Origin of the sequence: Arthrobacter sp. 131MFCol6.1, from assembly GCF_000374925.1 — a bacterium.
Taxonomy (GTDB): Bacteria; Actinomycetota; Actinomycetes; order Actinomycetales; family Micrococcaceae; genus Arthrobacter.
The window spans coordinates 579,956-591,968 of the sequence record NZ_KB895541.1; the positions used below are offsets into that span (position 1 = coordinate 579,956).

Annotated in this window: 12 protein-coding genes; 7 read left to right on the plus strand and 5 right to left on the minus strand. The window is 67.3% G+C overall.

All coding sequences use genetic code 11. The annotated features are described in order from the left end of the window. Window positions 1-119 precede the first annotated feature (119 nt). Complete coding sequence (locus tag C566_RS0102740) at window positions 120-365, plus strand: hypothetical protein (protein WP_018772799.1); 246 nt, start codon at window positions 120-122, stop codon at window positions 363-365. A 97-nt stretch (window positions 366-462) separates the two neighbouring features. Further along, the gene (locus tag C566_RS0102745) at window positions 463-1,173 is read left to right on the plus strand and encodes a response regulator transcription factor (RefSeq protein WP_026266308.1); all 711 of its coding nucleotides are present in this window, start codon (window positions 463-465) and stop codon (window positions 1,171-1,173) included. On the opposite strand, the gene C566_RS0102750 is transcribed toward C566_RS0102745, so the two are convergent. The 3 genes from C566_RS0102750 to C566_RS21960 form a co-directional block, all read right to left on the minus strand. Further along, window positions 1,121-2,536, minus strand: coding sequence for a sensor histidine kinase (locus C566_RS0102750; protein WP_018772801.1), 1,416 nt, complete (start codon window positions 2,534-2,536; stop codon window positions 1,121-1,123). The genes C566_RS0102745 and C566_RS0102750 overlap by 53 nt on opposite strands. Before the next feature lie 367 nt (window positions 2,537-2,903). Then, the gene (locus C566_RS0102755; RefSeq protein WP_018772802.1) at window positions 2,904-4,829 is read right to left on the minus strand and encodes an alpha-amylase family protein; all 1,926 of its coding nucleotides are present in this window, start codon (window positions 4,827-4,829) and stop codon (window positions 2,904-2,906) included. Window positions 4,830-4,969: 140 nt separating this feature from the next. Further along, window positions 4,970-5,473, minus strand: a complete 504-nt coding sequence (locus C566_RS21960; protein ID WP_018772803.1) for an HtaA domain-containing protein — start codon at window positions 5,471-5,473, stop codon at window positions 4,970-4,972. A 183-nt stretch (window positions 5,474-5,656) separates the two neighbouring features. Between C566_RS21960 and C566_RS0102765 the strand changes: the two genes are divergently transcribed. The 3 genes from C566_RS0102765 (at window position 5,657) to C566_RS0102775 (ending at window position 8,378) form a co-directional block, all read left to right on the plus strand. Further along, window positions 5,657-6,640: a S1C family serine protease gene (locus C566_RS0102765; RefSeq protein WP_018772804.1), complete on the plus strand. Its 984-nt coding sequence runs from the start codon at window positions 5,657-5,659 to the stop codon at window positions 6,638-6,640. 354 nt (window positions 6,641-6,994) lie between these two features. Then, window positions 6,995-7,933 carry an AfsR/SARP family transcriptional regulator gene (locus tag C566_RS0102770; protein ID WP_231386232.1) on the plus strand — a complete coding sequence of 313 codons (939 nt, stop codon included), beginning with the start codon at window positions 6,995-6,997 and terminating at the stop codon, window positions 7,931-7,933. Window positions 7,934-8,114: 181 nt separating this feature from the next. Next, window positions 8,115-8,378 (plus strand): hypothetical protein, encoded by a 264-nt coding sequence (locus C566_RS0102775; protein ID WP_018772806.1) that lies wholly within the window; start codon window positions 8,115-8,117, stop codon window positions 8,376-8,378. Between the two features lie 99 nt (window positions 8,379-8,477). On the opposite strand, the gene C566_RS0102780 is transcribed toward C566_RS0102775, so the two are convergent. Next, window positions 8,478-9,098, minus strand: a complete 621-nt coding sequence (locus tag C566_RS0102780) for an L-threonylcarbamoyladenylate synthase (RefSeq protein WP_026266311.1) — start codon at window positions 9,096-9,098, stop codon at window positions 8,478-8,480. Window positions 9,099-9,307: 209 nt separating this feature from the next. On the opposite strand from C566_RS0102780, the gene C566_RS0102785 reads away from it, so the two are divergent. Next, window positions 9,308-10,177 carry an SDR family NAD(P)-dependent oxidoreductase gene (locus tag C566_RS0102785; RefSeq protein ID WP_155846723.1) on the plus strand — a complete coding sequence of 290 codons (870 nt, stop codon included), beginning with the start codon at window positions 9,308-9,310 and terminating at the stop codon, window positions 10,175-10,177. After that, a complete protein-coding gene (locus C566_RS0102790; protein ID WP_018772809.1) occupies window positions 10,174-10,719 on the plus strand; it encodes an NAD(P)H-dependent oxidoreductase in 546 nt (181 codons plus the stop codon). Before C566_RS0102785 ends, C566_RS0102790 begins: the two co-directional genes overlap by 4 nt. Before the next feature lie 160 nt (window positions 10,720-10,879). On the opposite strand, the gene C566_RS0102800 is transcribed toward C566_RS0102790, so the two are convergent. After that, window positions 10,880-12,007 (minus strand): XdhC family protein, encoded by a 1,128-nt coding sequence (locus tag C566_RS0102800; RefSeq protein ID WP_026266313.1) that lies wholly within the window; start codon window positions 12,005-12,007, stop codon window positions 10,880-10,882. Window positions 12,008-12,013 lie beyond the last annotated feature (6 nt).

A 12,013-nucleotide genomic window follows, 5' to 3' on the forward strand; every position in this document is an offset into this window, starting at 1 on the left:
CCTTGTTCGCCACTGGTCACCGGGGCGTCATGTGCCGTTAATTTGCGTGCCCTAGCCTGATTCTTTAGGCACCATCCCACCTTGGGTACCATCCGCACCATCCGTCGGGAGGATTCACCATGGCCGATATTGCTGCAGTGCTGGGACGGCTCACGCAGGATGAACTCAATGAACTGCGCTCCTTGGGCCCCAGCGGTCACCTGACCCGGCGCCTGACCGACGCCATCGACCGCGCGGCCGGCGGCCCCGGAGCCGGGCGCGGCTACTACGTCGCCAACGGGAGCGTCAGCTCCACCGGAGGCCCGCACGTGGTCCTGCGCAGCGACGTTTCGGGCTGGCTGTTCGGCCCTCCCCAGCAGGCCTGACCGAACAGCGACGGGCACCACCCTGCCACCGGAATCGCCAGGTTCCTTCCAGCCCGGCCCCGGAAGGGCCATACTGGCCCAAAGGGAGGGGGCCGGATTGCGGATTCTGATGGTGGAGGATGAGCACGCCCTGGCCGAGACAGTCCGCCGCGGACTGAAGAACGAGGGGTTCGTCGTCGACGTGGCCCACGACGGCGTGCGGGGACTCTCCGCGGCGCTGGAGAACGCGTACGATGCCATCCTTTTGGACCTCATGCTGCCGCGGATGAACGGTTACGACGTTTTGAAGGAACTGCGGCAACGCAAAGTGTGGACTCCGGTGCTGATGCTCACGGCCAAGGACGGCGAATACGACCAGACCGATGCCTTCGACCTGGGCGCTGACGACTACCTCACCAAGCCGTTCAGCTTCCTGGTGCTCGTGGCCCGGATCAGGGCGCTGATCCGGCGCGGAGCGCCCGCCAGGCCTGTCATCATGACGCTTGGCACACTGTCCCTGGACCCGGTCAGCCACAGTGTGCGCCGCGGCGATACCCTCATCAGCCTCACGGCCAGGGAGTACGGGCTCCTGCATTATCTGATGCGCCGGCATGACCAGATCGTCTCAAAGGCGGAAATCCTGCAAAACGTCTGGGACCCGGCTTTCGAGGGCGCGAACAATGTGGTGGAGGTGTACATCGGCTACCTTCGGCGCAAGATCGATGTCCCGTTCGGGATCCACAGCCTGACCACCGTGCGCGGCATGGGCTACCTGCTCAGCGCCGACCCGATCCCTGAACCCCGTGCCGCCGAGATTCGCGAGGAGTGACCTCCGCCGGCTCCACGGGTTCCGGAAGGGGTAATACGATCTCAAACCGGCAGTGACCCGCTGGTCCGTCCGTCGGGCGGATGCTCCCATGATGGGCGGCCACAATTCCCGCCGCGATGGCCAGGCCCAGCCCGCTGCCGCCGCCTTCCCGCGAACGGCTGCCATCGAGCCGGACAAATCGTTCGAAAATCCGTTCCCGGTCCGCCTCCGGAATGGGGTCGCCGTCGTTGTCGACCGTGATGATGACCCGGTCCCCGGCGGTGTGCAGGTTCACGGCGATCCGGGACAGGGCGTGGCGGTCGGCGTTGTCCAGGACGTTGCGCAGGACCTGCGCCAGGCGGCGGGCGTCGCCGCGGATCCGGGCCGGAACGAGCTCCGCCGAGATCTGGTTCCGGCTGGTGGAGCGCAGCCGGCGGATCTCCTGGTCCAGCACGTCGTCAAGATCGACGTCCTTCTGCTCCACGCGCAGGCCGCCGTCGTTGGCTTTGGCCAGCGTCAGCAGGTCCTCCACGAGGAAGCTCATGCGGGCCGTCTCCTCAGAGAGGACATCCTTCATCTGCAGCCACATCGCCCCGGTCGGGTCGGCCGCTGCTATCTCGATTCCGGCCCTCAGCGTGGCCAGCGGGCTGCGGAGCTCGTGGCTGGCGTCCGAGACGAATCTGCGCTGTTCTGTGTCCGAGGCCTGCAGCCGGTCCAGCATGGTGTTCATGGTCAGCGCCAGGGCGTGGATTTCATCGTTGGTGGGCGGGACGTCGACGCGTCCATCCAGCCGCTCGGCGTTGATCCGGGCCACCTGGCCACGGATCCGCTCAACCTGCCGGAGGGATCGCCCCACCAGGAGCCACACGGACGCTGCCACGGTGCCCAGCAGCAGCGGCGTGGCTCCCAGCATGAACCACGCGACCGTGGAAATGGTGTCCGCCTGTATCTGTGCGGCCTGGGCCACCACCACCGTATAGCTGAGCGTGCCGGTCCGCGCTCCCACGGTGACGATGTGGTAATCGTCGGTGTCCCCGATGCTTGGAAGGCTCGAGACGTCCTGGGTCATCGTCTGGCCCGGGCTGGGCCGCTGGGCTGACAATGGGGAGTTGGCGACCTCGGGGTCCGAGCTGGCCAGGACGTACCCTTCGGTATCCAGCACCTGAACGAACTGGCCCGCATGCGAGGTGTCCAAGATGTAGGCGCGGGCATCCTCAATGTCCATGTCCTCCATCTCGGCGATCACGTCCAGGGCCTTCTGCTGGGCTGCGGCGTCGCTCGACCTCGCCAGCGACGCCTGCAGCAGGACGAGAAGGACGATGCCGCCGAGCAGCAGCGCGACGGCTACGACGCCGACGGCGACCGCCGTCGAGCGCTTCCGCACGCCCCAACGAATCTCGTCCCTGCCGGGGCCGGATGGGGCTCGTTTGCCCAGTGCCATGCTCCAAGAATGCGTCAATGCGTGGTCCGGGACAACCACCGCGGCCGCATTGCCGTCACCGCGCGCCCGGCCCCACCGGGAGAGGCTGCTCTCAGTCTCTTCTCAGCGGGATGCGGGACAGTGGAAATAGGCCGCAGAAGACCGGCCGCCGGCCGCCACGGGGCCGTTCGTCCACAGATTCCGGCCGCACGCTCTCCTCAACCAGTGTGCGGCCGGACACGACACCCGGGCGAAGCGGCGCGGCGGCGGAACGGGCGCCCACAACAAGCTACTTCCAGTAATCCACGCCGATGAGCCGCGGGCCAGCCCCTCAAGACCGGGGCGTCACCCGGAGCCAGACGAACTGCTGGGCGTCCAGGACCAGTCCCGCGTCGAGGCGCAGGTGGGCGCCGGTCAGGATGTTGACGGCGCCGGCTGCGAAGCCGGAGAGCGTCACCGCCGCTACTTCCTGAGGACCGTCGCTGAAGTTGGCCAGGGCGAGGATCAGCGTTCCATTTCCCGGACGCTGGTACCCCAGGACGCCCTGGTTGTTCGTGTCGAACCCGACCAGCCGGGTCCCGGCCAGCTCCGGCGTCGCTGACCGTACAGACACCATCCGGCGCAGTCCGGCAAAGACGGCCCCGGCGGGGGTTTCCGGCTCCGCACGCCGTGCGTAGTCTGCAGCCGGGTAGTGTGGCCGGTGCACCCAGCGGCTGTCCGTTCCGTGGCCATCCTCGGCGGCGTACGCGTAGTCGTTGAACTGGCCCACCTCGTCACCGAGGTACAGCAGCGGGATGCCCCCAGTGCTGAAGGTCACCGAGTGGGCCAGCAGGATCCGGTTCACCGCCGCAGCTGTTCCGCCCTCCAGCCCGCAGAGCGACGCCGTTGTGCCGGAAATCCGGCAGTCGCCGGTGCGCGGGTTGTCCTGAAAAGGCACGCCGCGGGCGAAGCTGCCGGGGAAACGGTTGACGTAGAAGGAATTGAGGAACAGTCGGTGCTCGAAGGCATTGATGCCAAGCTCGGCGGCGTCCTCATCCGCAAACGTCCAGCCGATGTCGTCGTGGCTGCGGACATAGTTCACCCAGGCCGTGCCGTCCGGGATATTGTGGCGCCGCTCCAGGGCCTGGGAGAGCAGCGAAACGTCACGGGTGGCCAACGCCTCCCAGATCAGCGCCATCTGCAGTGGGTTGTAGGAGAGCTGGCACTCGGCGGGGTCGATGTAGCGGGCCACCTCATCGGGGTGGACGATCGCCTCGGACTTGAACAGCAGTGACGGCGCCGCCAGCCGGCACACGGCATTGAAGGCCTGCAGCAGGGTGTGGGCCTCGGGCAGGTTCTCACAGGGCGTGCCGAGCTGCTTCCAAATGAAGGCGACGGCGTCCATCCGGAGAATGTCCACGCCCTGGTTGGCCAGGTACAGCATCTCGCCGGCCATGGCCCGGAAGACGTCCGGGTTGGCGTAGTTCAGGTCCCACTGGAAGGTGTGGAACGTGGTCCAGACCCACCGTCCGTCCGGCAAATCGACAAACGAGCCGGGGTGGTCGTCGGGGAAGATTTCGCGCACGGTTTCCTCGAACGCGTCCGGCATGGACCGGTCCGGGAAGATCCAGTAGTAGTCGCTGTAGGCCGGCTCGCCCGCGGCCGCCTTCCGTGCCCATTCGTGTTCGTCGGAGGTGTGGTTGAAGATGAAATCGACTACGAGGCTGATGCCGTTCGCCCGCAGCTCGGCGGCGAGCTCACGCAGCTGCTGCATGGTGCCCAGCTTGGGGTTAACGTCGCGGTAGCTGGAGACGGCGTAGCCGCCGTCGGAGTGCGGTTCGGGGGCCAGGAACAGCGGCATCAGGTGCAGGTACGTCAGGCCGAGTTCCTTGAAATAAGGGATCCGGGCGCGGACACCTTCGAGGTCCTCGGCGTATCTGTCGACATAGCAAACGCCGCCGAGCATGGTGTTGGACTGGAACCAGCCGCTGTTGTGTTCCCGTTCGGCGTCGAGGCCCTTGAGCGCGGCAGGCCTCTCGGCCCACGAGCGGGCAGACTCCATCACAAGGTCCGTCAGCTGATCCAGCCAATCGTGCCGTGCGCCGTAGAGATCGTGGAACAACCGGAACAGGACCGGGAAATGGCGGTCGAAGCGCTCTTCGAAGACGGCCCGGTCCGGGCCGTCCCACCCGATTTCCGTGCCCGACGCCAGGGCCCGGAGCACATGCCGGCGGGCCCCGCTGTCTGCGCCGTCAGCCACAAGGGCGGGTTCAACCATGGAGCGTCTCCTTTGACCAGTTGCAGTCCTCGACGGCGCGAGGACAGTTCACATCCTTGCAGAAGGGCGGACAGGTGCCCAGCACGGCAGCCGTGTCCGGCGAGGGAAGGCAGCCGACAGCCGGCGCCGCCCTACCCTGGCTACGCCGGCACCCGGATGACGAGGGGGTCCATCGCCTGGCCGTCGGCGTACTGGCCGTCGAACAGCTCCGAACCGGCCTGCGATATCGCCACCTCGACCCGCTCCCAGACGAGGAACCCTTCCATGTTGCGGGGCGCGGCAGTACGCAGTGTGCCGACATCCGAGCGGTCCATCCCGCCGCCGTCGCCCGTGCTGATGGACAGGACCCCGTGCCCGGCCGCGAACTCGACCCATGGATCCAGCAGCCGGACGAACATCATTCCGTGGTGTCCGGCGACCCGGACGTCACCGCGGAACCGCAGCAGGCCGGTGCCGCTGGCAGGATCGTACTCGGAGCCGGCGGGGGCGAAACAGAACTCTCCGGACGCGGTGACCGTGGCGCCGTCGGCCGCGGAAACGGCACCGTCCGGGAGTCCGGAAATGTAGTCCAAAAAGCTGCGTTTGATGCCCCAGGTCAGACCCGGCAGGGGCAGCGGGGCGGGGGAAGCGGACGCTGGTGTCACGTAGGTTCTCCTGGCTGTCGGGCGGATCTATGTCCGAGCCTAGCCGCGGATCCGCGCCGGGCTGAACTGTTGCATCCGCACCGCTTCATCCGGCGTATTTCTCTGACGGCGTAGGCCCGCCAGGACTACTCCCGGGGCGGCGGTGGTTGACTTGGATGAGTACCGGTTAGCAGGAGGTGCACCGTGGCCGCGTCCATCAGCAGGGTATCCGGATCCGATGTGTCCGAAGACCCGCTGGATTCCTATTCCGCAACGGTCATCCGCGTGGCCGAGGCTGTCACCCAGCACGTCGCAGCTCTCGAAATGACCGGCAACGGGCGCAACGGCAGGCTGAGGGTCGGTGCGGGTTCGGCCGTGCTGTTCACCACGGACGGTTATCTGCTGACGAACGCCCACGTGGTGGGCGGCGCCCAGTCGGGCCATGCAGTCTTCGCCGACGGCACCAGCACGGCTGTGGACGTGGTGGGCGCCGACCCGCTCTCCGATCTTGCCGTGGTCCACGGCCGGGCACCGACTGCGGCGCCGGCCGAACTGGGCGACGCCGAGTCCCTCCGGGTCGGCCAGTTGGTCATCGCCGTGGGCAATCCGCTTGGGCTCGCCGGCTCCGTCACCGCCGGGGTGGTCAGCGGGCTGGGCCGTTCGATCCCCGTCTGGTCCGGACGGAGCCGGCGCGTGATCGAGGACGTGATCCAGACCGACGCGGCCCTCAATCCCGGCAGTTCCGGCGGGGCGCTGGCAGACGCCCGCGGGCGGATCGTCGGCATCAATACGGCCGTGGCAGGCGTTGGACTCGGCCTGGCCGTTCCCATCAACGCCACGTCCCGGCGGATCATCGCTTCGCTGCTCAAGGACGGCCGCGTCCGCCGGGCATACCTGGGTCTGGTCAACACACCGATCCAGTTGCAGCCGAGCGCCGTCGTCCGGACGGGCCGCAGGGAGGGCCTGCTCGTGGTCGAGGTCCTCCCTGGTTCGCCAGCCGAGCGGGCCGGGCTCCGGGCGGGCGACATCCTCCTGAAGGTCGGGCAGATGTATGTGTCGAACGCCGAGAGCCTGCAGAAGCTGCTGTTCGCAGAGGCCATCGGGGAGCCGCTGGACCTTGCCGTGCTCCGGGACGGCGCGGACCTGCGTCTGGTCGCGGTGCCCGCCGAGATGACCGACAACCAGTAGGAAACCCGGCTAGGACCGGCGGTTCCACGGGCTGGAATTTGCCGGCCGGGGGCCCAAATCTTGACGCGCTGAACTACTTGGGTCCGTATGGGGGCCGCCCGCGGAATTACTTGGTTGGCGCCGCAATCACCTGCCCTTCGCGCCGCGCGCTTACTCGACGGTACTGACGCCTGTACGCGTCTTTCTTTGGGCGAAAGATCGGGTAGCGGCATGCCTTGTTGCGCCCTGTCTGGCGTGTCACGGTGTCATTGGAAAGCCGGAGGGAACAGCGTCTCAGTACGGCCTGGTTTCAATGTTGATCCGGCTCTCCACAGACGATTCAGTTCGTTTTACCTGGGGAAATCGGAGAACATCGTGGATAGCCCAAAGGAAACTACACCCTCCATTTCGGTCCGCCTCTTCGGATCATTCGAGGTGCGCCGGGACGGCGTGGCGCTCACCGCTGCCGACATGGGCGGCTGCAAACCGCGGCACATACTGGAAATTCTTCTCCTGAACCTTGGCACGCCCGTGTCCAAGACCCGCCTGATCGATCTTCTCTGGGGCGCCGGAGCCAGTGACGGCTCAGTCGCGACCCTCGAGAGCTATATCAGCGGTATCCGCCGCGCCATCCAGCCGGGGCAGACCAAGACCGGTCCGCTCCGCACAGCCAACAGTGGCTACGTCCTGGACCCGAAGCTCGTGGATCTCGATTTGTTCCGGTTCCGTGACCTGGTCCGCGATGCCGGTGAGCTGCCTCCGGATGAGGCGTACCCCCTGATGCTCGAGGCCCTGGAGATTTCCGCCGAGCCGCTGCTCGGGTTCGAACTTGCCTCCGACTGGGCCGAAGAGGCGCGCGCACGCCATGCAGCCGAGAAGGTGGCGCTGCAGATCCTCGCGGCAGAAACGGCGGCCTTGCTGGGCAAACCTGACGACGCCGTCAACCTGGTCCAGGCTGCCATTCGGGCGGAGCCCCTGAATGAGCGGGCCTGGACGGTACTGGTGACAGCGTATGAACAGGCGGGCCTGCCGGCGGAGGGCCTCGCGGCGTATGACCGCTGCCGGCGGCTCTTCGACCGCGACCTTGGCTGCACCCCCGGTCCGGCCCTGCAGGAGGCTCATCTGCGGCTCCTGCGGCAGCGCGCGGAGAGCAACTCCGAACTCTCCGAGGTGCTGGCGGCGCTGCTCTATCTGGGGGAGCGGTTGAACGGGCCCAAGAGCCGGCAGCTGCCGGCGGCGGAGTCCCGGCGCATGCATGAGAACGCCGGGCGGGTGCTTGATTCCTTCCTCCAGCGCGTCCGGGCCGCCGTCTGAGCCCCGCAGGGCCGTCACCGACGGGCCGGCCACCCCAGATTGACGACAGGGATGGCTGCCGGCGGGCCCCGGGCGTTAGCTTCGTCACGTGCCCGGGATTCTCGAGGAATTCCGCCGTGCCGGGCCCCATACTTGGAATGTCCCTGGCGGGCTGTCCCACCGCCGGGTGTGAGGAGGGCCCATGGAAACCTTGAAGAAAGTCGTCAAGAACGAGTACTTCCCAGCAGCCGCTGTGCTGTCCGGAGTCATCCTGTTCTGGGTCCTGGGCCTATTCGGCGGACTGTCCCTCCTGAGCACCCGCCAGAGCCCGGTGACCACCCTGACGTGGATGATGTTCGTCTACGCTGCAGCGGTGCTCTCGCCCCTGGCCGGGCTCGTCGCCGCCATCGACCTCGTGCGTCGGTGGCTGCGGAACCGGCAGGCGAGCGCGGCGGAATCCGCCTAGCCTGCCCCGCTGAGCCGGCGCTGCGTCGCCGTCGCTGGACCCGGCCCGCAGCGTGCGCCCTGCCGTTGCCGGCGTCCTCCCTTACTCGAACTGCGACTGTTACTCGAAGCGGGAAGGATCGCCCATGCCGCGCCGGACGATCTCCGCGACGCCGCTGGAGTAGTCGATCACCGTGGTTGGTTCGGCACCGCAGTCGCCGGAATCGATCACGGCGTCCACCACGTGGTCCAGGCGTTCCTTGATCTCCCACCCTTGCGTGAGCGGCTCTTCCTCATCCGGAAGCAGCAGCGTACTCGATAGCAGCGGTTCGCCAAGCTCAGCGAGCAGCGCCTGGACCACGTGGTTGTCCGGGATGCGCACGCCGACAGTCTTCTTCTTCGGGTGCAGCAGCCGTTTGGGGACCTCCCTGGTCGCCGGCAGGATGAAGGTATAGCTGCCGGGCGTGACGGCCTTGATGCTGCGGAACACGTCGTTGTCGATCTGGACGAACTGGCCCAACTGGGCGAAGTCCTTGCAGACAAGAGTGAAGTGATGCTTGCCGTCCAATTGCCGGATGGTCCGGATCCGGTCCAGGGCCTCCCGGTTACCCAGCTGTGCGCCCAGGGCGTAGCAGGAATCCGTGGGGTAAGCGATCAGGCCGCCTGAGCGCACGATGTCCACGGCCTGGACGATCGAACGGTGCTGGGGGTTCTCGGGGTGCACATCGAAGTATCTCGCCATCCCAAGAGCATACGCCCGGCTGCCGCCCGGACGGCCAATGCGGAGCCCGCCAGCCGACCCCAATGTCCCGCGGTGGCCCAGGGCCGGTCGCTGCTTGTGCACAGACAGTTCTGTCTGATAGCTTCGTTCCCGGTGTAGACGAACCTGTCTACGCCAACCCAAGATCTGTCCGGCGAACCAACACCGAGAGCGAGAACCGAATGCTGTCAATGGCAGGAAAGACAGTTCTGATCACCGGAGGCACCGGCGGGATCGGCAAGGCCACGGCTCTTGGCCTGGCCGCCCTGGGTGCGCGGGTTGCCATCACCGGACGTAATGCTGACAGGGCATCCCGGGCAGCTGAGGAGATCCGCGCTGTGGCCTCGGCCCCGGTCGAGGTGTTCATCGCCGATCTTTCCTCCCAGCAGGAAGTCCGCAGACTGGCCGACGAGGTATTGAATACCCTGGACCGCCTTGATGTGCTGGTCAACAACGTAGGCGGCTTCTGGAACACCCGCCGCGTCACCGCCGACGGACTGGAATACACCTTCGCCCTTAACCACCTCGCCCCTTTCCTGCTCACCAACCTGCTCCTTGAACGGTTGAAGGAAAGCGGACCGGCACGGGTCGTAACTGTCTCGTCCGGCGCCCAGGCCATGGGACGCATGGACTTCCCGGACCTGCTGGCCGAACGGGCCTACTCGGGGCAGCGGGCGTACAACCAGTCGAAACTGGCCAACGTCCTGTTTACGTACGGACTCGCCGCACGTCTCGCCGGCACCGGGGTCACCGCGAATGTGCTCCACCCCGGAGTGGTGGCGACGGCGTTCGGGGCCGAAGATCCGGGCCGGATGCAAGAGTTCCTGACCCCGCTGGTGCAACGGTGGATGAAAACCCCGGAGCAGGGCGCCCGGACCTCGATCTACCTTGCCTCGGCGCCGGAACTCGACAACGTCACTGGCCGGTACTTTGCCAACAGCACTCCCAAAAAATCATCAAAACGCAGCTACAGCCAGTCCGATATTGACCGCCTCTGGCAGGTCAGCTCGGCTCTGGTCGGCCTCGAATCCGATTCTGAAAGAAGCACGAACCTTCCATGACCCCACAGCGCACGCTCGTCCTTGTTGCCCACCCCGACCTGGAAAGCTCGCGGATCACCGCACACCTCACCTCGGCCATCAAGGACTTGGAGCACGTGACGGTGCATGACCTCTCCGCCGCCCACCCCGACCGGCAGTTCGATACCGCCCGGGAACAGGAGTTGCTGCGCGGGCACGACACCATCGTCTGGCAGTTCCCGTGGCACTGGTACTCCGTCCCGGGGGTCCTGAAGGAGTGGATGGACCAGGTGCTGACGTACGGCTTCGCGTACGGCGCAGGAGGGGACGCCCTCCACGGAAAGCGGCTCCAGCTGGTGCTGTCGACCGGAGGGCCCGAATCGTCCTACGCGCCGGCAGGACACAACCGCTTCACGATGGAGGAGCTCCTGCGTCCCCTCGACGCCACCGCGCACCTGTGCGGGCTGGAGATGGCGCAGCCGCTCATCCTGCATTCGGCACCCCGGGTGGACGCCGATGAACTCGACCGGCACGCCGCCCGCTACCGCGAACTGCTGGCGCCGGCGTCGGTCGCCGCGCGCTAGGCAGAATCCGGCGCGTCGGCTCCGGCGCGCCCAGGGGCGCGGGTGTCAGGCGGGCCGGGCAGCGAACATGAAGGCAGGCGCGGCAGGCCCGGGCGTTGCCGCCAGCAGCAGCACCGCCAGCGCCCGGCGCAGGGCCTCGTTCGCCATCACGGCCACACAGTCACAACTGCTCGTCGTGGTGGATCCGTTCGCCGAGCAGGCGCAACGGCTCGCCGCTGCCGCTCCACTGCTGGGCGATGAACTCTGCCGCGATGGACACGGCCGTTTCCTCCGGGGTGCGGGCGCCCAGGTCCAGGCCGACAGGACTGTGGAGCCTGGAGAGTTCGTCCTCAGTAAGTCCCGTCTGCCGCAGCCGCGCCATCCGGTCCTCGTGCGTGCGCCGGGATCCCATGGCGCCGATAAAGGCCACGGGGCTGCCGCGCAAAGCGACCTCCAGGACGGGGATGTCGAACTTCGGGTCGTGGGTCAGGACGCAGAGCACGGCCCGGGAATCCAGCAGCCCTTGGGCGAACTGCTCGCTCAGGTACCGGTGGGGCCACGCGTTGACCACCTCGGCGGCGTCGGGGAACCGCGCCGGCGTCGCGAATACGGACCGCGCATCACAGACGGTGACCCGGTAGCCCAGGAACGCGCCCAGCCGCGCCAGCGCCGCGGCGAAGTCAATGGCGCCGAAGATGATCATCCGGGGCGGCGGCGCATAGCTGGCAAAGAAGACGCGCATGCCGGTGTCGAGCCGCTCGCCGTCCACGCCGTAGTTCAGGATGCCCGTCCGGCCGGCGGCGAGAAGACCCTGGGTGTCGTCGCCAACGGCGCGGTTGGTCCGGTCCGAGCCCAGGTCACCGTCCCAACCGTCCGGCCTGACAACCAGGTGCCGCCCCACACGGCCGGCATCCGGGTGTTCGATTATCGTCGCGACGCCCACGCGGCGCCCGGCGGCGATGTCCTGCGCGACGGCGTCGAGTTCGGCAAAGCGGCGCCGGGACACAGGTTCGACGAAGATGTCGATGATGCCACCGCAGGTCAGGCCCACGGCGAAGGCATCGTCGTCGCTGATCCCGTAGCGCACCAGGGCCGCCTCGCCGTCGTCCTTGACCTGGGTGGCGAGCTCGTACACAGCCCCCTCGACGCAGCCGCCGGAGACGGAGCCCACGGCCTCGCCGTCGGCCGTCACCAGCATCGCCGCCCCCGGGAGACGTGGCGCTGATTTGAAAGTGCTCACGACGGTGGCCAGGCCCGCCGTCGCACCCCTTCGCCAGTCAGGCAACATGGCCGCAAGGACATCACGCATCGGCGC